Genomic DNA, 24981 nt, shown 5'->3' with positions numbered 1-24981 from the left:
TAAAACCAAAATGCCAAATGGCTCTGTTTTAAAACCTGTTTATAAAAAAATAGCTATTGATATTGCTAATAGAATTCTATCTGGAGATCTTCCTATAGGCGATAAGCTATACGGTCGCTCTTCACTTGCAAGCCAATATAACGTATCGCCAGAGACTATAAGAAGATCAATAACTCTTCTTAGCGACATGGATATAGTTAAAGTAACAAAAGGTAGCGGAATAGTCATAAACTCAGTAGATAATTGTTTGGAATTCATCCATAATTTCAAAGATATAGATTCTATAACTTCTCTAAAAAAAGAAGTTGTTGATTTACTTGAAAAGAAAAAAGAATTAGATAAAAATATAGAGTCTTCTATCGATGAACTAATAGATTATTCTAGCAGATTTAAAAATAGTAACCCTTTCATACCCTTTGAGTTTGAAATACATTCTGAAATGAGTGTCGTAGGTAAAACTATATCTGAAGCTGAATTTTGGCAAAATACAGGAGCAACAATAATTGGTATAAGACGAGATGAAAAATTAATACTTTCCCCCGGGCCACAAACTATATTTGAATATAATGACATATTTGTGGTAATCTGTGATGAAACTAGCTATTATAGAATTAAGCTCTTTCTTTATAAAAAATAAAACTCAAAAATCCCTTACATCGCAGATGTAAGGGATTGATTTTTGGTTGAATTTTCACTAAATTAAATAAATAATCTTTAATAATATACTAGTAATTTCAACATACTAGCAAATTTTATAGATTAGCCCATTCTTTACAAAGTAACAACCCAATGATATGATAAAGTTGTTGCTTTTGCAATAAATTGGGGGGTTTTAATTTGATTAAGGGATATTATGTAATTTTATATACATTAAGAGATCAATTCATAGATATGGAGGTAACTGTTAATGAATAGTATAAATTCCTTTATAAATTTCGTAATAAGTAGACAAGCTGAAATATTCAATTTATTTATACAACATATTCAACTGACTATATTTGCAATATTGATGGCTGTGTTAATAGCAGTGCCTCTTGGAATACTTATAGTTAGGTATAGAAACCTCTCGGGTCCTGTCATTGGTTTTACAAATTTAGTTCAATCAATACCAAGTCTCGCATTGCTCGGGTTTTTAATACCTATAATTGGTATCGGCAGCAAACCAGCAATTATTATGGTAGTTATGTATTCTCTTCTACCAATTCTAAAAAATACATTTACAGGACTAACTAACATAAATCCTTCACTTATCGAAGCAGCTGACGGCATGGGACTTACCAATACTCAGGTACTACTCAAGGTTCGTTTTCCACTAGCTATGCCGATTATTATGTCGGGTATTAGAATATCTTCAGTTACAGCAGTAGGACTTATGACAATAGCCGCTTTTGTAGGAGCTGGCGGTTTAGGCTCCTTAGTCTTTACAGGCGTTTCAACTGTTAACAATAATATGATCCTAGCGGGGGCCCTTCCTGCTTGTTTTCTTGCTATTTTTCTAGACTTTATTATAGGCAAGGTAGAAACTATAGCAATTCCGGAAGGAATAAAGATTTCTCAAGGCACAAAAACACTAAAAACTAATACTATCTTTGACAGCAAAAGATTTAAAATCGGAACTTCGGCATTAGTTCTTATAATCATTTTATCCTCAGTATTTACAAGTTTCTTTACAAGTAAGGATACAATAGTTGTAGGTTCTAAAAACTATAGCGAACAATTAATACTTGGAAATATGGTAGCCTCTTTAATAGAAAGTAATACAGACTATAAAGTTGAAAGAAAAATGAATTTAGGTGGGTCCATTGTAACGCTTAATGCTATAAAATCAGGTGCTATAGACATCTATGTAGAATACACAGGTGTGGCCCTCGTAAATATAATGAAAAAAGATTCTATAAGCGATCCTGACAAAGTTTACAACATAGTTAAAGATGGTTTTAAAAAGGATTACAATGTAGAATGGTTAAAACCATTAGGTTTCAATAATACATATGAGTTAGCGCTAAAGCAAGATCTTGCTAAAAAATATAATTTAAATACTATTTCAGATTTAGCAAAAGTTAGCAAAGATTTTGATTTAGGATGCACCATGGAATTTGCAAGCAGAATGGATGGTTATCTTGGATTACAAAAACTATACAATTTAGAGTTTAAAAATGTAAAAGGTATAGATGGCGGACTTCGCTATTCAGCACTTCAAAATAATGAAACTCAAGTTACAGATGCATTTACTACTGATGGTTTGCTTCAAAGATTCGATCTAAAACTTTTAAAAGACGATAAAAAATTATTTCCACCTTATTATGCAGTTCCTATAGTACGGGAAGAAATACTAAAAAAATATCCTGAAATAAGACCTGTACTACTATCCTTAGAGGGTAAAGTTACCGCTAAAGATATGCAAAAACTAAATTATAGAGTAGACAACGGTGAGGACCCTAGAACAGTTGCAGAAGACTTTTTAAAATCTAAAAAATTAATGGATTAAATTAAATAGGAGGCTATATTTTGATTGAATTTAAAAACGTAAATAAAATTATAAATGGAAAACATATTTTAAAGGATGTAAATATTACTATACAAAACGAAGAATTAGTTGTTTTTATTGGACCTAGTGGTTGTGGAAAAACTACCACACTTAAAATGATTAATAAATTACTAATCCCATCAACAGGTGAAATTTTTTTAGATGGAGATAAAATACAAGATAAAAACACTATAAAACTTAGGCGTAATATGGGTTACGTTATACAGCAAGCGGGTCTTCTTCCTCACTTAACTATAGGTGACAATATTGGTTTAATACCATCCATAGAAAAAATTCCAAAGGATGAAATAAAGGAAAAAGTAATTGAGCTTTTAAATTTAGTAGGGCTAGATCCTGATGAATTTATGGATAAATACCCTAATCAGTTAAGTGGAGGTCAGCAACAAAGAGTTGGCGTTGCAAGGGCATTTGTAATGAATCCTGAGGTAATCTTAATGGATGAACCTTTTAGTGCACTAGACCCTATAACAAAAACGCAACTTCAAGATGAGGTATTTAATATACAACAAAATTTCAAGAAAACCATAATATTTGTAACTCATGATATGGATGAAGCATTAAAACTCGGAGATAAAATTTGTATTATGGATGCTGGCAGCGTTGTTCAATTTGATACTCCAGAAGAAATATTAAAAAATCCTATCAATGACTTTGTACGCGACTTTGTAGGTAAAAAAAGAATATGGAATCAACCTGAATTAATTAAGGCAAAAGATATTATGATAGAAAAACCTATAAAATCAGTTGCAGAGCGAACAATACTCCAAGCAATTGAAATAATGAAGTCTGCTAATGTAGATAGTTTACTTATTGTAGATAAATCCAACATTTTATGTGGACTTGTTACCTTAAAGCATATTAGATCAACTCTAAGAGCGAACCCAGATAAAACTATAAAGATTAAAGAAATAATGCAAAAGGAACTTATAACAGTAAATCAAGAAGATTCTATAATAGATATATTAGAAGTTATAAAAAAAGAAGATATAAATTTTGTTCCTGTAGTAGATGATAACAATAAACTATCGGGACTTCTTACCAAAAGCAGCCTTTTATCTATATTAAGTAATCAATTTATAGACATGGAGGTAGATGTAGATGAATAGTATTAATTCTTTTATGAATTTCGTAATAGATAGAAAATCTGAAATAATAGACTTATTTATTCAACATATACAATTAACTATATTTTCAATTTTGGTGGCAGTTTTAATAGCAGTGCCTCTTGGAATACTTATAGTTAGGTATAGAAAACTAACAGGTCCTATCATTGGGGTTACAAACGTAATTCAATCTATTCCCAGTCTGGCACTTCTTGGATTTTTGATACCTATACTTGGTATTGGAAGCAAACCAGCTATTATTATGGCGGTTATGTATTCGCTTCTACCAATTGTAAAGAACACATTTACGGGGCTCACTAACATAAACCCTGCACTTATTGAAGCAGCTGATGGTATGGGACTTACCAATACTCAGGTACTACTCAAAGTTCGTTTCCCACTAGCTATGCCGGTTATTATGTCAGGTATTAGAATATCTTCAGTTACAGCTGTAGGACTTATGACCATAGCCGCTTTTATAGGCGCTGGCGGTTTAGGATCCTTAGTCTTCACAGGCGTTTCAACTGTTAACAATAATATGATCCTTGCCGGAGCTATTCCTGCTTGTTTTCTTGCCCTTTTTCTAGACTTCATTATAGGCAAGGTAGAAAACATAGTAATTCCAGAAGGAATAAAAGATACTCATAAACCCCCAACTCGAACTACTAGATTCTTTAAAAACAAAAAAACTCAACTTTGGGCTTCTGTCTTAGTTGTTATAATCATTGTATCAACAGTCGCTTCAAGTTTTGTTAAAAGTAAAGACACAATAGTTGTAGGCTCTAAAAACTTTAGTGAACAATTAATACTTGGAAATATGGTAGCTTCTTTAATAGAGGATAAGACAGACATTAAAGTTACACGAAAATTAAACTTAGGTGGAACTAATGTAGTATTTAGTGCTATGAAATCAAAAGATGTAGATGTATATGTAGAATATACTGGAACAGGTCTTGTAAATATTCTAAAAAAACCTACCATGAGTGATCCAAATAAAGTTTATGATGTGATGAAAAATGATTTCTCGAAAAATTATGATATAGATGTAATGGAACCTTTAGGATTTAATAACACCTATGTAATCGCAGTAAAAAATGATTTTGCTAAAAAAAATAATTTAACTACTATTTCTGATTTATCAAAGATAAGTTCTAAATATAATGCTGGTTTTACTATGGAATTTGCAGCTAGACAAGATGGTTACCTTGGAGTTAAAAATTTATATAATCTAAATTTCAAAAGTTTAAAAAGTATAGATGGTGGACTTCGCTATACCGCACTTGAAAAAGGCGAAACACAGGTTCTAGATGCCTTTGCTACAGATGGATTACTTGAAAAATTTCATCTTAAACTTTTAAAAGATGATAAGAGTTTTTTCCCACCTTACTATGCAGTTCCAGTAATAAGAGCAGAAACACTTAAAAAGCATCCTGGATTAAAGGATGTATTACTCCTTCTCGAAGGTAAAATTACAGATGAAGATATGCGAACTCTTAATTATAGAGTAGATAATGAAGAACAACCTAGAAAAGTTGCAGAAGACTTTTTAAGATCCAAAAAATTGATAGAATAAAAAAATAAGAGTGCAAGACCTATGAAGTTTCTCCTGCGTGGCACCAAATAAGAGCTTGAAACGTGAAATTCAATGTTTCGGCCCTTCTTATTTGGAGTCACTCCCGGAGAAACTTCATACTATTATGCAATCTGTTTCCTATAAAATAAAAAAACGTGATATATTTTAATAATATATCACGTTTTTTTTATTTATTCTTCTGATTTTTATGCGCAAAAAAGGTATATATTACGTATAATGCATTGAAGCAAGCTTTAGTAGTTCTTAGCGAAGCGAATGCAATACGCGTAATATATACTTTTTACCTTATCTCATATCTTTTGCTTTTCCTATTGTGCCCCCAAGTCCATCCCATAGGTAATTATGTTCGTCCACTCCACTTTTAAAATTATTATCTTTCCACCTTTCAAGAAATTGTAACAAAGTCGCCTTATCAGGATATTTACTTTTTGTAACTTTCGCAATTAGTTGGTTGCACTTGTCGGGGGTTATTTGTATCTCTCCCCATATTTTCCCGTCTTGTGCTACAATTTTAGTGTTTATCATTTTATGCATAGTACTATAAAGTGATAACTCATCATCACTTATTTTTTCTACGGTATCATTTGCTTTTATTTCAACCGCCTTATTAGCTAACTCCTTATTTAACTGGACTGCCTGTACCGTTTTTGGACTTTCCGTTTCAGTTAATTTATGTTGTGTAATATAGTAACTTCCTGCCCCTATTATTGCAAGTACCAATGCAATGCTACTTACCACAAGCCATCTACCATGTAAGGGAAAGATTTTGCCGCTTATGGCATGAAATTTGTCACTTACTTTATTCTGTTTCATACGATTTTACCCCCTTATATTTACAGGCTTTTTATAGCTAGCCTGAAGCTATTACGTTTTTCAGTTTTTATGAATACGATTTCATATTACTTATTTTCTCTATACCTATTTATCTCCTTCGGGCTATTTATCTCCTTCGGAGCTATTTACATTATTACAATCATAAAATAACATCCCCTGTAATATTTTAGTATGTTAGACATTTATAATTATACCACATTTGTAATATTATTCCAACGTTTATTTTAAAAAGTAATATATTGTATTAGTGTATAAAATTACATAAATTCCGAGTAAAAATTGCATAATTACATGATTATATATGGCAATATATTTTATTATATGCTAATATGTAATAATAAGTATATTAATTTTGGTAATTTACTTAATTTATGATTATAAAATCTATATTGGGCGTGTTAAAAAAATTGGGGGAATTATGATGGAAACCACCTTTAGTAGCATAATAATAAAACCACTTTTATATTCGTGCGATAATATTATAACAAAGGTTAATAAAGATTTTCTTGATTTAACAGAGTATGCGTTAGATGAATTGTTAAATAGATCGCTCATAGAAATAGGAGAAATGCTAAAAATCAACTCACAAATACTTCTTGATACTATAGATAGTAACTATACATACTATATATTCACAAAATCCAGTCAATCAATAGAAGTTAATATATCACTTTCCCATGTTAAAGGGACGAATGAAAGAATATATACTTTTGTTGAGACCCCAAATTCCAGACTTAATGACAAGCTCATGTTTGTTGAGCAATCATTTATAGATAACATATCGGGTGTAGCTATTTACAGTGTACCCGATTTAATATTACTTAAAGCGAATCAAAAATACCTTAATTTTACGGATTCTCCTTTTAATAAAGGAGAAAATAGTATAGGTAGTCCTATTAGAGAAATTATACCTGGATTTTCGGGAAGCCAAGTTGAAGTTATTTATAATACTGTCCTATGGTCACAAAAGGCAAACTATATAAAAGATTTCAAATTTGATAGCTTTACTAGAGGTATAACTTATTGGGATTCTACCCTAACACCTATATTTGAAAACAATAAGATGAAGTACCTATTTCAGACTGCTACTCAGGTTACGCAAAATACTATTAAAAATCAAATTGTAAAGAGGAGAACCAAGCTAATTGAGAATCGAACTGAATTGGCCTCCGTGCGATGCCGATTTGAAATGCTAAGCAGAGTGATAGACACTTTTGATTTACCTGTTATTAGATTATCATGTCCGGATTTAAACATTATTGATATAAATAAAAAAGCATTTGATTACATTAAATTGCTAAAGCCTGATTTTAAATCAATTAACCTTATACGAAATAATAATGCTGAAATTTTACTAGGACCACTCAAAACAACTGAATATTACAAATGTATTGATGAAGTCTTAAAAGAAAAGAAAACTAAGTATTTGAATAAAAAGAAACATTTGATAAATGGGGACGAGGTATATTGGAATCTTATATTTGAACCAGTGTTTAAATTAAACGGAGAAATCGAGGAAATATTAGTTTTAATAATTGATGTTACCCCTGAAATAAAGTCCAATATAGTGATGGAAAGAGCATTAAAATTGCAGGGAGAATTTCTTGTTAACATATCCCATGAACTTAAAACTCCACTAAATGTTATATTTGCAACAACTCAGTTATTAAATATGTATTGCACTAATGGATCCCTGGACCAAAAGAAGGATTCAATTATTAAATATATAGCCTCAATTAAGCAAAATTCCTATAAATTATCTAAAATGATTAATAACATAGTTGATTTATCGAAAATTGAAGCAGGGTTCTTTAAATTAAACCTATCAAATAATAATATAGTCGAATTTGTAGAGGAAATAGCTATGTCTGTAACAAACTTTACTGACAGCAAAGGATTAAAAATCATTTTTGATACAAATACAGAAGAAAAAATTATTGCTTGTGACCCAGAAAAGGTAGAAAGAGTAGTATTAAATCTTATATCAAATGCGATAAAATTTTCAGATGAAGGCGATGACATATTTATAAACGTTAATGATAAGAATGAATTTGTTGAAATATCAGTCAAGGATACTGGGGTTGGCATTGAAGACAAGTACTTGGATATGATATTTGATAGATTTAATCAAGTAGATAACTCACTATCAAGAAATGCAGAAGGTACAGGTATTGGTTTGAGTTTAGTTAAGTCAATTGTAGAATTACATGGCGGTAGTATATCTGTTGAAAGTGAATTCGGCAGTGGAAGTACGTTTACAGTTAAACTTCCGTCTAAAAAGGTACTTAATGAAGATACGCTATATAATAGCAAAATGAGAAGTAGAAATGAAACCGTGCAAGTTGAGCTTTCAGATGCTTATTCGTAATCTCCATATTCGAAAATAAAAAATAATACTGCAAATATAATCCCATCTTTAATAATATAATTATAGTGACTGATAAAAAGGATGGGAATTATGATAAAAACAAAAAAATGTTCAAATAATAAAACAAGCATAGGATTACTTGTTTTATTATTTATATTATTTGAAATTATTTTCACAGCAATTACAGGTCCATTTTTAATTTATTATGGTCCGTTCAAAAAGGTAAAGACTACAGTTGTAGGTGCAGCTATGACTACTACTTCATTGCAATGGCTAGCAACATCATTTTTATCTGATGAAAAAATAAAACAAATTATGAGTCAACAAAAGGTAGACCATATAGTTCAAGATAACGTAAATTCTCACATAAAAATAGAGGCTAAAAATGATACTAGTATTGAACGATATGTTATACGCGCAAAAAGATTTAAAGGGTCTATACTAGTAATTAATGACCCCACTAGGCTAAAAGTAGGTTACAGCCGTAAGCTCGGACATGAAGGCGAAGTTACCAGTGAAATTGCAAAAAATAATAGTGCCATTGCTGCGATTAATGGTGGTGGGTTTTCTGATGGAGTTCCTGGATCACTTTGGACGGGAACTGGAGCAAATCCAGAGGGTATTATAATGACTGGTGGAAAAATCGTTTATAATGATATAACAAATGAAAATGAGAAAGGAAATGTTGTAGGATTAACTAAATCGGGTAAGTTATTAGTTGGTCCTCATTCTATTAAAGATATGAAAAAGATTGGAGTAACTGAAGCAGTATCTTTTGGCCCCGCCATCATAGTTAACGGAAAGAAAACTATAAATAGTGGTGATGGAGGCTGGGGCATTGCGCCTAGAACAGCCATTGCACAAAGAAAAGATGGTGCAATAATATTAATAGTTATTGATGGTAGGCAGCTAAATAGCTTAGGAGCTACTTTAAGAGAAGTACAAGATGAACTGTATAAATTTGGAGCTTATAATGCTGCTAACTTAGATGGAGGTTCTTCCTCTACCTTATATTATAATGATGAAGTCATAAACACTCCCTGCGACAGCTTGGGCGAAAGATCCGTACCTTCAATTATATATGTAAAAAGAAAAACAATAACGCACACGAAATTATACCAACATATAGAAAAGTAGTAGTCTTCCATATGTTAACAAAACAAAAACTGCTGAAATAAATATATTTCAGCAGTTTTTTTCCCCTTACTTTGCCAAGGGTTTGGACTTCTATTATGTTACCTTCAATATAGTTTTCCTACCTTTGTCTGTAATTTTCCACATATTTATATTCACATTTGAGCTACTACAACAGCTCGGTTTTTTAGAACTGCTCCCACAATTACATCCGCCTGAGCAAGTCTCCATATCTTCCTTTTCAATATACCCGAGCCTCTGAAGTTGTACTAGCATTTGCTCAACCATACCCTCATCTATTCCTAATTCCTTGGCCATTATATTATTAGAATACCTTCCGCCTTGAACTAATCTTGCAAGTACTTTCATTAACATAATACACCCTCCCTTTTATTTCAAATTTTCTTTTACATTCTGATATTAATATTCATTCTCATGCAAAGGTTAATCTCTGCTCTTTTTATTCAAAATACTACTTAAATCCTAAGAGACCTCCTATTTGGTATACTAAAACTGCTCCTATCCAACCAATTACGCAAGTATATATTACTGCCATAATAGCCCATTTTCTAGAGTTTGTTTCTCTTCTTATTGCACCTATTGTAGCTGCACAAGGACAATACAATAAAGTCATTACCATAAACGCTAGAGATGTAAGAGGCGTAAATGCCTGTTGAATAGCCGCGGTTAATGATGCATCATTTGATGCTGCATAAACCGTTCCCAAAGTACTAACCACTGCTTCTTTAGCAGCAAGACCTGTTATAAGTGCCACTCCAGCCTGCCAAGTTCCAAAACCTGCCAGTTTAAATATTGGTGCAATAACCGCCCCTACTGATCCAATTAAGCTCTCTCTAGTTCCTGGCTCAATTCCCATTGGTAAGTTTGAGAGTACCCAAACAATTATAACTAGCCCTAATATAATTGTACTCATCTTTTTCAGAAAATGAGAGGATTTTTCCCACATATGAATAAATACACTTTTAGCTGTAGGTATACGATAAGGTGGAAGTTCCATTACAAAATAAGATTCTTCTCCTTTAAATACTTTCGCGCTTAAAAATTTACCCATTAATATTGCAACTGCGATCCCTAGCAAGTAAAGACCGAATACAATAATTCCACCTGCATCAAAAATCCAAACTTTTCTACCTGCAAAGAAAGCACCAGCAAATAATGCATAAACTGGAAGTCTTGCACTACAAGATACAAACGGATTTATAAGTATAGCCACCATTCTATCTTTTCTACTATCTAATGTTCTTGTAGACATTATCCCCGCCACATTACAACCACTAGAAATTATAAGAGATACCGCTGTTTTACCATGAAGCCCTATTGAATTCATAAACTTATCCATTATATAAGCTGCCCTTGCCATGTATCCACTATCTTCAAGAATAGCTATAAGAAAATACATAGTGAAAATCATAGGTGTAAATACAAATACTGCCCCAAGTCCTCCTATTATTCCATCAGTTATAAATGATTGTAACAGTGCAGGCGTTCCCATACCAGTCAAAATGCCACCTACAAAATCTCCTAGAGCACTAAATCCACTATCTACTAGTCCTCCTAAAAATTCATTCCCAAAGGTCATTGATAGCTGATACATAAGAAACATTACTAATGCAAATATTGGTATTCCAAACCACCTGTGAGTAGTCCATTTGTCTATTTTATCAGAAGTACTTTCTACATTTGATACTTCTTTTTTAACACTATTTTGTACTATTTTACTTATAAATTCGTATCTTTTATCTATTATAAAAGCATCTGGTTCATACCCTATTTTGCCGGTTAATTTTTCTACACTTTTTTCCAATGTAGCATTTATCTTTTCAAGATTTTCATTCTCATTTGTATATTTCTTTATATATTCATCGCCTTCTAAAAGCTTAAGTGATGTCCATTGTACTGGGTATTCTAAAGTAGCTGAAGTTTCTAAAAAAGTTTCTGTAAGCAACTTAATTTCTTTATCTATGTCACTACCATAATCAATTTTAAATGCATCGCGTTCTAATGAATCGCCTATTTTTATTGCTTCGCGTATAAGTTCTTTTATACCCTCGCTCTTAGTCGCAATAGTCGCAACAACAGGTATATTTAATGCTTTTGATACCTTATTAACGTTTATTTCTATGTTTTTATTTCTTGCTTCATCCATCATATTAAGTGCTAAAACCATCTTTGCACCAGTTTCTAAAATTTGCATAGTTAAATATAAATTTCTTTCAATATTACTTGAGTCAATTACATTAATCACTACGTCTGGCTTACTTTTTAATATAAAGTCGCGGGCTACTATTTCATCATCTGAGTATGCTCCAAGACTATAAGTTCCTGGTAAATCCACCACAACTATGTTTCTGCCTTCAAACTTAAATTTACCTTCTTTTTTTTCAACTGTAACTCCTGGCCAGTTACCGACATGTTGCTTTGAACCAGTTAATGAATTAAACAAACTAGTTTTCCCACAATTAGGATTACCAGCTAAAGCTATTACTAAATCTTTACTCATATTGCTCCCCCATAATTTCGCATTATTTTAAACTTCTCGGACCATAACCTTTTGTGCCATAGCTCGCCCCAGAACTAATCGAGTTTCTCCGACTTTCACAATTAAAGGACCATTATCATTTTTCATAATTTTTACTATAGCACCCTTGCTCATGCCCATCTCCATAATTTTCTTGCACATACTCTCGCCGCCTTGTACACTATTAATCTCTGCAAACTTTCCTATTCCAATAAAATTTAGTGGCATATTCATCATTCCCACCTCCATATTATTTTTCACACTTAAATGTCGTTAAATCAATTTCACCATAATATCTCTTGCTTCGCTTTTTCTAAGGCTTAAAGAATACCCTCTAACCTGAAGCTCTATAGGATCACCCATAGGTGCTTTTCCTATTACAACAATTTCTGTACCTTTAACTATTCCCATATCCATTATTCTTCTTCGAACTTTACTTGCTAACGATATATCTACTACTTTAACCCTAGTTTTCAATTCTATTTCTACTAATGATATTTGATTTGTCATAAAATCACTCCTCTTAAACTTTATTGACGATATTGAAATTCATTATCAACTGCTATATAAAAAAATATATTTAATTTCTATGTAATACTCGTAATCATTTGATTTCCATTATCATCATACCGTAATATAGAATATTTGTAAACAACTATATTATATTTTTTACTAGAATTAATCCATTAATCTAATTTAGCTCGTCTACTATTTTTATATATTATTAATCTTAAATTTGTATACATACCAAATATTATTGTATAAATACACAATCTTAACCAGTCCATCTCTTTTCTATATAATAGTTAAAAAAAAATAAGCCCTCTAATTTAATAGAGGGCTTATTTATTTTATTTTCAAAATTATATTATACGGGTCCCATTAACCTAATAGGTATGTACCCTTTTTTCATTAATTTACTTTTAGATCTTACATCTTTTCTTGCTACTGGAATTGGCTCGTAGGGTGTAACTGTAGGTATGTTTTGTTCATACACATTTAAATTATCACTGTTTTTCTTATCTGAATCTATATATAACATAATATGTCCTTTTCCACTACCATTATCTAAGAGCAAAGCATCTGCTGGTTTCAAATCATCCCAGGATATTTGGCTGACAAATTTTTTCCCTGTTTTACTAGTTCTCTTTACCTCATCATAAAGCGTAAGGGTAGTCTGCCTTTTTATGCCCCAAGCTGCACTAACTAAACCAGAGCAGTCATTACCATATAGTCCTTTATTTTTATTAATTTTATTTAGAAAATCACCCGGTGATGAAACTTGATATGGGTCCATACTATATGGTACCCCCTGATATACTTTTCCTTTAATAAAAGTATAAGAGCAACTCTTATCAACCATATTACGCTTAGGTATCCATTTTACTTCAGTCATTGCCTTTGCTTTGTTAAGACTCTCAATTTTTAAATCATCAGACTTACTTTCATCTTTAACTTTAGGAATATCAGAATCGGCTTTGGCATTATAGACTATATCACTATCTTTTAAAGAAAATGGAGAGATTTTCGGTATATTACTTAGGCTTGTACTGATTCTAACCGGATTATGTGTAGGCGTTAATATAATAAAAACAAATAGAAACAAGACTATTGCAGAAAATATATTTATTACTATTTTGGCACCTTTAAACGTCATTCTCATATTTCACCCACTTTTTAAATATATAGTATACTTAATACTATTCTATTCAATAAAAGGTGAAACATTCCAAATAAATAATAATTGTATTATTTTTATAAGTTTATGCATTTATCGTATTATTCCTATAAATTTATACATATTATTTTAATAACATTTATTGCATAATTATACATTTTCTAAGGTGCCATAGCAATGATTTCAAGTCCCCTAGTTTCATCTATTCCAAACATTATATTCATATTTTGCACAGCTTGACCTGCGGCACCTTTTATTAAATTATCTATAGCAGATATTACAATTACTCTTTTTGTACGCTTATCTACTTTGATTCCAATATGACATAAATTTGAGTTTCTTACCCATCTTGTTTCAGGTAATCCATCAATAATCTTTACAAAATAATCTTCCTTGTAGAAATCTCTATATAAATCTATAAGCTCACCTGTAGTTACTTCTTTCAAAAGTGACCCATAACAGGTTGATAAAATTCCACGATTCATTGGTACTAAATGCGGAGTAAAACATATCATTAAATCATCGCATGCAGCCTTACTTAGCTCTTGTTCAATTTCTGGAGTATGTCTATGACTAGCAACTGCATAAGCTTTAATTGACTCATTACATTCTGTAAAAAGTGAGCTAATATTCGCAGATCTACCCGCTCCAGATACTCCAGATTTAGCATCAACTATTATGGATTTTAGATCTATTAGATTGTTTTTCAAAAGCGGAGTTAGCGCTAATATAGTAGCTGTTGGAAAACACCCTGGATTAGCTAACAGGTTGCACTCTTTTATAGCTTCTCTGTTTGATTCAGTTAAGCCATAAACAGCACTTGCTAAAAGGCCTTCACTTTCATGTTTAACGCCATACCACTGCTCATATACTTCCTTAGATTTCAGTCTGAAATCAGCACCTAAATCTATCACTTTTACCCCAAGCGACAATGCTTTTTCAGCTATTTTAAAGGCCTTGCCCTGTGGCAACGCAATGAAGAGAACATTTATATTTGATAATTTACTTATAGCTGTTTCCATATCAACGCAAATGTCATCTATATAACTATAGAAGTTATTATAGATGTCACTATAGCCCACCTCTGCATAATTATGAGAAGAATAAAATTCTACATTAACCTCTGGATGCTTGTACAAAAGCCATGTTAATTGTTCACCGGCATAGCCAGTGGCCCCCATTATTCCAGCCTTTATCATAATAACCACCTCTTAATTAAATTTAATGTTAAAAGTGATTATACAATAACCTTATAAAAAAATCAATATTTTATTGAATACTTATTCAAATTGGTGTATAATTATTCAAAAGTTGCAAAGTTCATAAAATTTAATGGAAATTACATATTAAAGTTGGAGGCCAGAATGGATATAACCGATAATCACTTAAATATAAAAGAATTTTTACAAATTAATAAGTATGAGGGAAAGACCTTCGTTATAAAATATGGCGGAAGTATAATGAGTAACAAAGCCGCTAAGTTAGCCTTTGTAGAAGATGTAGTGCTTATGACAAGGGTCGGTATTAAAGTGATTATAGTGCATGGTGGTGGTGCTGAAATTAATAAATGGATTGAAAAAACCGGTGGAGAGCATAAATTTATAAAAGGATTAAGAGTTACAAACAGCGTTACTATGGAAGTTGTAGAGATGGTCCTATCAGGAAATATTAACAAAAGACTATCTTCTATATTAAGTACAAGAGGACTAAATGCCATAGGTATAAGCGGTAAAGATAGTAATCTAATAGAGGCTAAAAAGAAGTTTGTTTATAAAGGTAACCAAAAGTTTGATATAGGTTACGTTGGAGAAGTTGTTAATATTAATTCGCAGTTATTACACACTTTAATTAAAAATAACTATATCCCAGTTATTTCTCCTGTAGGCATAGGAGAGGACGGACATAGTTACAATATAAATGCAGATTATGCTGCAGCCTTTATAAGTGGTGTGCTAAAAGCTGAAAAGTTATTAATAATGACAGATATAGATGGTGTATATACAGATATAAAAGACCCATCAACGCTTTTATCATCAATCACAGTAGCTGAAACTAAAAATTTTATAGATAAGGGTATTGTCTTTGGCGGTATGATTCCAAAACTGGAATGCTGCGTTACTGCTATTAATAAAGGCACTAAAAATGTTCATCTGGTAGATGGAAGAAAAAAACACAGTTTATTACTAAATGTAATCAAGAATTGTGGAACTAAAATTATAACAGCGAAGGAGTAAATAAATGATAGAAAATTGTATAATGGACACTTACGGAAGATATGATGTTACTTTTGAAAAAGGGCTTGGATGCAAGATTTATGATACAAATGGACGTGAATATATAGATTTTCTCTCAGGAGTTGCAGTAAATTGCCTTGGGCATAGCCATCCTGCTATAATAAACGCTATAACTGAGCAAAGCAGTAAACTTATTCATATATCAAATTACTTTTGGAATACTCCCCTCGCGCTCCTTGCAACAAAGTTAATAGATAACTGTGATCATAGCAAGGTATTCTTTTGTAACAGTGGTACTGAGGCTGTGGAGACTGCATTAAAGATATCAAGAAAATACGGGAAATTAACAGGTACAAAAGATAAAAATGTACTTTTATATATGGGTAATTCTTTTCATGGTAGAACTATAGGTGCTCTTTCTGTCACAGGTCAGGAGAAATATCAAGAGGATTTTAGACCTTTAATGGACGGTGTACGTAAAGTAAATTTTAATGATACTTACGATTTAAAAAAGAATTTTGACGAAAAAGTATGTGGCATAATAATAGAACCAATTCAAGGAGAAGGCGGAGTTGTTTCAGCAAACAAAGAGTTTTTAGAAGAAGTAAGAACTCTTTGTGACAAATACAATGCTCTACTAATTTTTGATGAAGTTCAATGTGGAGTGGGACGCCTCGGAAGTCTATTTGCCTATAAGAAATTCTCTGTTATCCCTGATGTAATCTGCATCGCAAAAGCTCTTGGCGGCGGATTCCCAATAGGCGCGACCATTACCAATGTAAAAGCTTCTACTGCTTTTGTACCCGGTGACCATGGAAGCACTTTCGGTGGAAATCCTCTTGGATGTGCAGTTGCTCTCGCAGTTTTAAAAGAACTCGTAGCTGGTGGAATTATAGATGAAATCGACGAGAAGAGTTTTTATTTATTGGACAGGTTATTAAATATCAAAGCAAAATATGAGATAATAGATGAAATACGCGGTATGGGTCTATTAATTGGTATAAAACTAAAAACTGATACAAAGGAGTTTTGTAAATTGTGTTTTGACAAAGGCCTTCTTGTTATTTCAGCTGGAGATAATGTAATAAGATTACTTCCTCCACTTAATATAACAAAAGCAGAACTTGATGATGCTTTAGATATCCTTGAGTTAGTAATATCTGAAATCACAATCTAATAAATTAAGATTTTTTATATGACAAAAGATGCCACTCACTATTTGAGTGGCATCTTTATGTTAAAAAGATAATTATCTTAGGGGGATATATTATCTTTCTATATGTTTCCCAGTATGTATTTTTTTTATACTCTTTTTAATAAAAGAAATCAAATTATATATAATAATATAAACAGCAAAAACTGCTATGAATCCCCACACTCCTGCCACTATATCAGCAAATTCCATTTGGCCGCGATTGGTAAGCTTCTGCTCCAGTTCGATAGCAAAAACAATAACCAAAAGTACAGTAAATGTATATATAAAAGATAAAATAGAAATGCTATATTTCGCCATAGCCTTAAATGCCATATTAACTACAAAATAAATAAGCATACCAATTATGGCTATGACGATAAAATGAAGCTGCTTATCATCAAGTTGCGTATTAAAACCCGAAGAAAAATTTTCAATTAGATCATGTAATTCATTAACTATTGAAACCATAACTTTTAACATTTCAACCATACCCAGCCTCCTAATCCTTTACTTTTATTGTTTTATCTTATATTACGAAGAAAACTACCGAAATATATTTCAGTAGTTTTCCTTATCTTTTGCTAACTAATATTTAACTACTCTAAAAGAGTGGTGCTTTAGACACAGGCTTTACATTTTCGTAAATAAATCTATGAATTTGATCTGCAGTAGCCTTAAGGTCAGCCTTCAAATACCAAACTCCGCCTATTGTTTTTCCCTCACAGTAGCCATCCACTGGAAATCTCTCCTGCTCTAAAGCAGTTGTCTTAGACGCAATCACTTTTGTCCCAAGGGCCATTACATCCATACTACTCATGCTTGTCTCAGTAAGAGGTAGAAGTTTAGAAACAACAGATGGGAATTCAGTTGCCCCCAGTGACTCAATCTTTGTGAGCATACCTGTTAATACAGTTCTTTGTCTTTCAGTTCTCTTAAAATCTCCTCCAGAAGTATAACGTATTCGTGAGTATGCAACAGCTTGAAGTCCATTTAAAGTCTGCGGTCCTGACCTTGTAATTCTAGTTATTGATTTTCCTTCAATTCCAGCTGTTTCATTCATATAACCATTTATTAAATCAATTTCATCTTGAGCAATATCTATAGTTACTCCATCAATACTATCTATTATCTTTTCGAGATTAAAAAAATCAACGGAAACATAATTTCTAATATTTAAATCAAAATTCTCATTAAGCGTTCTTATGGCAAGCTGTGGTCCACCGTAAGCATATGCATGGGTAATCTTTGTTTCATCATGCCCTTTTACTGCTACATATGTATCCCTCATAATAGAGGACATTTTTATTTTCTTGTTTTTTGTATCCACTGAAAGTACCATTATAGAATCCGAACGAGCTGGTTCCTTCGCAGTTCTTCTATCTAAACCGAAGAAAGCAATGTTTGTTATTCCGTTATCTTTTTCTGCTTGAGGCGATGCATCAGTCTTAATACCTAGAGCCTCATCGGTTTTCGATATTTTTACAGTGTTTATTTTACCGAGTTCATAAAAAGTGTAACCAAAAGCTCCCCCAAAAATTAACACACCAATAATAAATAAACTTAAAATAATCTTTGTTGATTTTCTCTTTTTACTCATATTTTCCCCTTCCATCATATGTTGCATAATCATTCTGAAAATACTAATTTTTTATATTTTTCTATTCTCTAATTTTCCACATATAGTACTCTGATTATTATATCCCCTTTTCTTGTCGTATGCAATATTTATCTAAATGCTATGTATAATCATTTTATCCTGCAATTAATTTGTAGTTATAAAATATCCACAACGTAATTATACTATAATATTTACTATTTTACTATATTTTGCCCATATCCGCATGATATTTTTATACTAATTACAAATTAATTTATCAAACTTTTCAGCTCAAGTTCTTTCCCTATAAATCCGCTATTTATAAACCGGAATATCAAAATATATTAGGCTATTAGGACAAAGCTCTGTTAATTTTTTTATATTAGATATTTGATTATATGCCCATTTAACATCTGTAGCATATTGGTGAGTTCCAGGACTTGCAGGATTCCATCTCATTTTATATAAAGTATTTTGATTTGTACTGGCATTATTTATATAACCCTCCGATATAAAATAAGCACCTCCATTTATAGCTTGTTCTTGAGTAAACCAACCTTGCTTATAAGCATATTCTGACCCGTACTTATTCGCATTCGAGTCATAAGCTCCAATTCCAAATAAGTTATAGGATACCCTTGGAGTAACAGCTTTCCCATCAACAGAAGTTACTAATATACCAGTTGCTAAAGCTGAGGTTCCATTTCCTGTTTCCAATATAGCATGAGATATTAGGTAAATCGGATTAATATTGTTAGTTTTTGCTGAGTTTAAAAACATTTGCCCTTTGTCGCTTAATACTCCTTTTCCCTTTAAAACATTGTTTAAGTCGGTAATTGAAGCACCGTCATTATAACTTAATTTTAATAATTCATATTTTCTATATCCATCATCAATAATATTTGATGGATCAACATATTCCTTTATCATACTGGCATTTGCTGGATCCCATGTCCAAGTTGTTGTGTTGTTATAAACCGCACCAGACGCAAGCTGGATACTAACCATTTTATCTAAAGATGTATTATAGCTATGGTATTCAATCATTCCATATACATTAATACCAATGTTTTGATTGATTATCCTTCCATCATCCCCCACCATCTCCACTCTTATAGTATGATTACCGGGTGTAGTTTTTGAAGTATCTAGATTAAAGTTTAAACCTGATTTATCTCCTCCTGTATATCCAGGGAAGGCTGCATTAACATCTCCTCTTGAACTTCCATATGCTGCTTTACCCTTAAAAATATTATCTAAATATATATTTACTGCTTTTACTCCTGAGGCATTTAAAGCCCACCCAACTATATTAATATTATTTTTGATAATATCATTATTTGAAGGTGTATCAACACATAATCTTTCAGGTAATTTTTTTAAAATTAAATTTTGGTTTATGGTTAAGCTTGTACCATCTTTGCCAATTGCAATAATTTTTAAATTCGCATTTTGTGTTCCTATTGCCAGCAATTTTAATGCATTAAAAGAAAAAGAAAATCCACTATTGCCTCCATTTAAATATCCTGGATATGCAGCATTTACATCGCTTCTTTCAACACCCTCAAAGGAAGTGCCTACTAAATTATCATTTAGGTAATATTGTATTTCTTTAATTCCGGAATCATTTAATGCCCAGCCTTCAATATGTATATCTTTTTGAGTAGTTGAAAAGTTGTCAATTGGAGTATCTACATGCATCATAGGGTCTTTTTTGTTGATAATTATAGATCTATCAATTTTATCTTCACTTCCGTCCTTACCAATTGATACAACGGAAAGATTATGCGTTCCTGGTGATATAGACTTTGTATCTAAGTTATAGCTATATCCACTTTTATCTCCATTAGGATAACCTGGGAATGCAGCATTTACGTCACTCCTGTCTAATTCATAAGTTGCATTAGCAGTATATACATTGTCTATATATATTTTTATTTCTCTTATACCAGTAGCATTCAATGACCACCCTTTGATATTAAAACTTTCCCCACTAATTGATTGAGCCTCGCTAGGTGTCTCAACATATACTCTCGATGGTAAAATGGTAGTAGCCATTACCGTATTACTTTTATTTGTATACAATACAAACAAAGTCATAGCCATAAACAATAACGTTTTTTGAATATTTCGCTTTCTCAATTTATATTTCACCCGCCCTTATCAAAATAATTATATTAAAAATTTTTTTCATTCATTTTCATTTAATTTATCGGTGTTAATGTATCTTCTATCAGATCCCATTCAAACGCTTTACCGGTGTCAACTTGAACATAATACCATCCCAATGTACTTATGTGATCACTCATATCATCGTATACTCGAAGAACATAGTAATCTTTTCCACCTTTCTTTTGCGTATGGTCATATCCAACCTTTACCTTTTGGTTTTTGTTAATTACGATTTTGCTTACTATTTCAATCGCTTTTTCCTTTGTAAATTCATTCTTTTTAATGTTTTCGTTAATATTATTAGCCTCTTTTCCAACTTCTGCTTTGTCAGCTTTTTTTTGTTCCTCTATTTTTTTTTGATTTTCCAAAAGCCTCTGTTCTTTCAACTTTTTTTGTTCTTCCGGAACTTTCTGCTCTTCTATTTTTTTTTGATTTTTCGAAACTTTCTGTTCCTTTATTTTTTTTTCTTCAACCTCCTTATTCAATTCTTCTTGTTTTTTATTTACAATTTTTCCATCAGCTTTTTTTTGTTGAATAATAACCATCTGCCCTTTTTTATCACTTTGATGCTTATTATATATTGAAATAATAAAGATAACCCCAATCACAATAGTTAAAAATATTGCAATTAATCTCACTTCTTTTGATTTAAAACGTTCGCGTATTTTATTCAATAATCTATCCCCTTTAATAATTGTAAATACAATAAATTATATATTCCACCATAATTATACTTTAAAATCACTTTTAAATCAATATTTTACAAAATATCCATAAATTAAATTAACGACGAAAAAACTGCTGAAATATATTTCAGCAGTTTCCTTTGCTGGCTTTCGCCAAGCTCTTTATTAAATCATCACCTGCAATGCTCCAATATTAATATAAAACACCTTTTATAACCTACTTGAAATAATTATAAACTACTTCAGCCATTTTACTCGCAAAAGCATCTTGCTCTGCATTATTCGCAGTTTTAGCTGCCTCTTGTAAGTTACTTATAAATCCACATTCAACCAAAATAGAAGGCATATTTGTATTTTGAGTAACATACAAATTATGGTCACTTTTTCCTCTGTTATTATAACCTAAATTAGCTAAGGCATCTATTAATCGCTGAGCTAGATCAGCACTTTTCAATGCTGCTAAAGTTGGAGTTGTATCATAATTTATACCGTTTTTCGTTACTATACCACTTTTGTCTAGATTGGGTCTATAGGTACTATAATGTGTAGTTATACCACTGGACTCTGGGGTATATGCGAAATCATGGTGAATACTAAGAAATAAATCTGCCTTAGCATTATTTGCAATATCAACTCTTTTTTTCAGACTAGAAGTTTCATTATCATAAAATTTATCATTTTCATTTCTTGTCATTATTACATTAAACCCATACTGTACTAACTTATTTTTTAATTTAAGTGCTAATTGCATATTTAAATTTCTTTCCACATAGGTAACCCCACCAAAAGTTGAGTAGGATCCATCATCTCCACCAAAATTATGCCCTGGATCTATAACAATAGTTGCTTGTATCTTAAAGTGTATACTTTTATAAGCAATAGTATTGTCATAACCCTTAGCGTATACCCCGATTGTATGAGTTCCAAATCCTATATCATCTATGCCTAGTTTATATGCAAACCCTGAGTTAATCGAATATGGATATTTGGGATAGGCAGCTTGAACATCCGATCTTAATACATCAGCTTGAACACTTCCTTTTAATTGGCCATCTAAATAAATGTCAACTTGTTTTACTTTGGAATCATTCAATGCCCATCCCCGTATGTTTAGCTCTTTTCTTTCAGTTAAATTATCATAATCCGAAAAATCAGTATCTATATTTACATTTGGGTTTAATTTTTGGAGGTCAAAGCTTCTTTCAACAGATGCCTCACTTAAATCATTCCCAACTGAAGTAACTTTAACTGAATGCTTGCCAATTGATAAATCAGATAATGAACTAACAAAGTTAAATCCACTTTTTTCTCCATTAGGATATCCATTATATGCTGAGTTCACATCCGGTCTATTTAGGCCATAATCTGCCTTTCCTTTATAAACTCCATCAATGTAAACATCAACTTCCTTCATACTAGACTTATTTAAAGCCCAACCACCTATAACTAATTGTTTATCTTTTGTAAGACTACCAATTTCATTTAAAAAAACTCTAGGTTCTGAACCAACAATATTTAATTGCTTAGATATAACCTGTGAACTACTATCATTCCCAATAATCTCTATCCGCAATAAATGCTGCCCTAACAAAATTTCATTTGTGTTTAATGCATATTGAAATCCAGATTTACCCCCGTTTATATACCCTGGGAATGCTCCATTAACATCATCTCTTGTTAATCCACACTGTGCCATACCTTTTAATTGGCCATCCACATAAACCTTAACATCTCTTACTCCCTCTGCATTTAAAGCCCAGCCTTTAACATCAATGGTGTTTATCTTTGCTATATTACTATAGGATGGAGAATCAATATAGCCTATAGGTTTTTTCTTCTCCACTATTATCTTATTATCTATAGTTTTTTTTGTTCCATCTGCGCCTACTGCCTCTACCCTTAAATCATAATTTCCTGGAGGCGTGTTATTTAGAGGGATTTTATATGTAAATCCACTAAAGTCACCACTAGGATATCCTGGAAATGCCTTATTTACATCTGATCTATCAATTCCATAGACAGCACTACCTATAAATTTGTTATCCAAATACATATTAACTTCTTTTATCTTTGAAGTGTTAAGTGCCCATCCATCAATTAGAATTTCTTTTTCAAATTTTTGGTTATTTAAAGGAGTGTCAATAAATAATGTATTGTCACCTTTATAAACTTCCACTACCATTTGACTCTCAATACTACTTTTATCATTTCCTACAGTAACTACCTTTAAAACATTTCTACCTACAGCTAATTTATTAGCATTAATAGTATAATCAAATCCTGATTTTGAAGCATTATTATAGTAGGGGTAAGCATCCTTTACATCTTCTCTAATTAATCCATAATCAGCATTTCCACACTCGACATCATTCACATAAATTTTTACCTGATTAACGCCTGAGGGGTTTAATGCCCAGCCAGCAATCTTCAAGTCTCTTCCATTTACATACCTGCTTAAGGTTGGATCATCAATATAACTCATAGATTCTTTCTTTAAAATAATATTGCTTTCCTGTATATCTCCATTGTTCCCTACAGCTTTTATGGTAACTGTCGCTGTAGAAGTCTTTATAAGACTAGTATCTAGCTTATACGAAAACCCAACTTTATTTCCATCTGGATAATTAGGATAAGCATCTGCTACATCCGATCTATCTAAATTATAATTAGCTTTACTTAAAAATTGATTATTTAAATATATTTGTACTTCTTTCATACCATTTTGATTAATTGCCCATCCACTTATAATTTCCTCATCGCTGTTTACCACTTTTTGATCTAGAGGCTTGTCTACAATCATTTTAGGCAATTGATGTACTTTTTCAATATTCCTAATTTCTTTAAATTTTGATCCATCAAGTCCTATAGCTTCAACTAATATCTTATGTACACCATAATCTAAATTTGTATTTTCAATATCATAGTTAAATCCAGATTTACTGCCATCAGGGTATCCTTGGAATGCGCTATCCACATCTGGTCTTTCCAATCCATAAGTTGCAGTTCCTATAGCTTTATCATCCACGTATATTTTCACTTCTTTTACACCTTTAGGACTTAGTGCGAACCCTGCAACCTTTAACCCTTTATCTCCATAAACTTTAGGTGAACTGGGATAATCTAGATAAATTTTATTTTCTAATCTTTTTTCGGAATCTATTGCTTCAATATTATTCTCTGTTGCTGTACTTGGTTGTTCTTGTGCTAATGCTAATGCTTGGACATTAAATAAAGGTAAAATAAAAATTACTAACATATTAATTACTATAGCAAGCCTAGTACTTTTCTTCATATATGTT

Annotated in this window: 20 protein-coding genes; 8 read left to right on the top strand and 12 right to left on the bottom strand. The window is 31.7% G+C overall.

The genetic code is table 11. The features are described from left to right. The first annotated feature begins 10 nt into the window (after window positions 1-10). From ACWJJ2_RS16335 to ACWJJ2_RS16320, 4 genes are all read left to right on the top strand, one after another. Window positions 11-637 (top strand): TrkA C-terminal domain-containing protein, encoded by a 627-nt coding sequence (locus tag ACWJJ2_RS16335; protein ID WP_462954353.1) that lies wholly within the window; start codon window positions 11-13, stop codon window positions 635-637. A gap of 270 nt (window positions 638-907) precedes the next feature. Next, window positions 908-2488: an ABC transporter permease/substrate-binding protein gene (locus ACWJJ2_RS16330; protein WP_462953543.1), complete on the top strand. Its 1581-nt coding sequence runs from the start codon at window positions 908-910 to the stop codon at window positions 2486-2488. A 20-nt stretch (window positions 2489-2508) separates the two neighbouring features. Then, a complete protein-coding gene (locus ACWJJ2_RS16325) occupies window positions 2509-3654 on the top strand; it encodes an ABC transporter ATP-binding protein (RefSeq protein WP_216302597.1) in 1146 nt (381 codons plus the stop codon). Continuing rightward, complete coding sequence (locus ACWJJ2_RS16320) at window positions 3647-5224, top strand: ABC transporter permease/substrate-binding protein (RefSeq protein ID WP_462953542.1); 1578 nt, start codon at window positions 3647-3649, stop codon at window positions 5222-5224. Before ACWJJ2_RS16325 ends, ACWJJ2_RS16320 begins: the two co-directional genes overlap by 8 nt. A gap of 306 nt (window positions 5225-5530) precedes the next feature. Here the strand turns inward: ACWJJ2_RS16320 and ACWJJ2_RS16315 are convergent, their stop codons facing one another. Next, entirely contained in the window at window positions 5531-6058 is a 528-nt protein-coding gene (locus ACWJJ2_RS16315; protein WP_220286180.1) for a DUF6241 domain-containing protein, read from the bottom strand. 439 nt (window positions 6059-6497) lie between these two features. Between ACWJJ2_RS16315 and ACWJJ2_RS16310 the strand changes: the two genes are divergently transcribed. Next, a complete protein-coding gene (locus ACWJJ2_RS16310) occupies window positions 6498-8447 on the top strand; it encodes a PAS domain-containing sensor histidine kinase (protein ID WP_258280620.1) in 1950 nt (649 codons plus the stop codon). A 90-nt stretch (window positions 8448-8537) separates the two neighbouring features. Further along, on the top strand, window positions 8538-9584 hold the full coding sequence (locus ACWJJ2_RS16305; protein ID WP_216302594.1) for a phosphodiester glycosidase family protein: 1047 nt from the start codon (window positions 8538-8540) through the stop codon (window positions 9582-9584). A gap of 93 nt (window positions 9585-9677) precedes the next feature. On the opposite strand, the gene ACWJJ2_RS16300 is transcribed toward ACWJJ2_RS16305, so the two are convergent. From ACWJJ2_RS16300 to argC, 6 genes are all read right to left on the bottom strand, one after another. Further along, complete coding sequence (locus ACWJJ2_RS16300) at window positions 9678-9956, bottom strand: FeoC-like transcriptional regulator (protein ID WP_216302593.1); 279 nt, start codon at window positions 9954-9956, stop codon at window positions 9678-9680. A 97-nt stretch (window positions 9957-10053) separates the two neighbouring features. After that, window positions 10054-12102: a ferrous iron transport protein B gene (gene feoB, locus ACWJJ2_RS16295; RefSeq protein WP_462953541.1), complete on the bottom strand. Its 2049-nt coding sequence runs from the start codon at window positions 12100-12102 to the stop codon at window positions 10054-10056. Between the two features lie 27 nt (window positions 12103-12129). Then, window positions 12130-12357, bottom strand: coding sequence for a FeoA family protein (locus ACWJJ2_RS16290; RefSeq protein ID WP_165412500.1), 228 nt, complete (start codon window positions 12355-12357; stop codon window positions 12130-12132). A 36-nt stretch (window positions 12358-12393) separates the two neighbouring features. Further along, window positions 12394-12630 carry a FeoA family protein gene (locus ACWJJ2_RS16285; protein ID WP_165412499.1) on the bottom strand — a complete coding sequence of 79 codons (237 nt, stop codon included), beginning with the start codon at window positions 12628-12630 and terminating at the stop codon, window positions 12394-12396. Between the two features lie 358 nt (window positions 12631-12988). After that, window positions 12989-13783 (bottom strand): NlpC/P60 family protein, encoded by a 795-nt coding sequence (locus tag ACWJJ2_RS16280; RefSeq protein ID WP_462953540.1) that lies wholly within the window; start codon window positions 13781-13783, stop codon window positions 12989-12991. Between the two features lie 176 nt (window positions 13784-13959). Further along, window positions 13960-14997, bottom strand: coding sequence for an N-acetyl-gamma-glutamyl-phosphate reductase (argC, locus tag ACWJJ2_RS16275; RefSeq protein ID WP_462952743.1), 1038 nt, complete (start codon window positions 14995-14997; stop codon window positions 13960-13962). Window positions 14998-15162: 165 nt separating this feature from the next. Here argC and argB point away from each other — a divergent pair, with 165 nt between their 5' ends. Together argB and ACWJJ2_RS16265 are read left to right on the top strand one after the other, a co-directional pair. Continuing rightward, complete coding sequence (gene argB / locus ACWJJ2_RS16270) at window positions 15163-16032, top strand: acetylglutamate kinase (RefSeq protein WP_220320133.1); 870 nt, start codon at window positions 15163-15165, stop codon at window positions 16030-16032. A gap of 4 nt (window positions 16033-16036) precedes the next feature. Next, on the top strand, window positions 16037-17209 hold the full coding sequence (locus ACWJJ2_RS16265) for an aspartate aminotransferase family protein (protein ID WP_462953539.1): 1173 nt from the start codon (window positions 16037-16039) through the stop codon (window positions 17207-17209). A gap of 90 nt (window positions 17210-17299) precedes the next feature. On the opposite strand, the gene ACWJJ2_RS16260 is transcribed toward ACWJJ2_RS16265, so the two are convergent. The 5 genes from ACWJJ2_RS16260 to ACWJJ2_RS16240 form a co-directional block, all read right to left on the bottom strand. Next, the gene (locus ACWJJ2_RS16260) at window positions 17300-17716 is read right to left on the bottom strand and encodes a hypothetical protein (RefSeq protein WP_216302587.1); all 417 of its coding nucleotides are present in this window, start codon (window positions 17714-17716) and stop codon (window positions 17300-17302) included. A gap of 112 nt (window positions 17717-17828) precedes the next feature. Continuing rightward, window positions 17829-18851 (bottom strand): LCP family protein, encoded by a 1023-nt coding sequence (locus ACWJJ2_RS16255; protein ID WP_462953538.1) that lies wholly within the window; start codon window positions 18849-18851, stop codon window positions 17829-17831. A gap of 288 nt (window positions 18852-19139) precedes the next feature. Then, complete coding sequence (locus tag ACWJJ2_RS16250; protein ID WP_462953537.1) at window positions 19140-20966, bottom strand: Ig-like domain-containing protein; 1827 nt, start codon at window positions 20964-20966, stop codon at window positions 19140-19142. 62 nt (window positions 20967-21028) lie between these two features. Further along, window positions 21029-21670, bottom strand: a complete 642-nt coding sequence (locus tag ACWJJ2_RS16245; protein ID WP_220286184.1) for a hypothetical protein — start codon at window positions 21668-21670, stop codon at window positions 21029-21031. 229 nt (window positions 21671-21899) lie between these two features. Next, a complete protein-coding gene (locus tag ACWJJ2_RS16240) occupies window positions 21900-24974 on the bottom strand; it encodes an N-acetylmuramoyl-L-alanine amidase family protein (RefSeq protein WP_462952739.1) in 3075 nt (1024 codons plus the stop codon). Between the last annotated feature and the right edge of the window lie 7 nt (window positions 24975-24981).

It is taken from the genome of Clostridium sp. CM039 (genome assembly GCF_055081075.1).
Note: the sequence above shows the minus strand (reverse complement) of the source record. Positions and strands in the feature narration are given on the sequence as shown.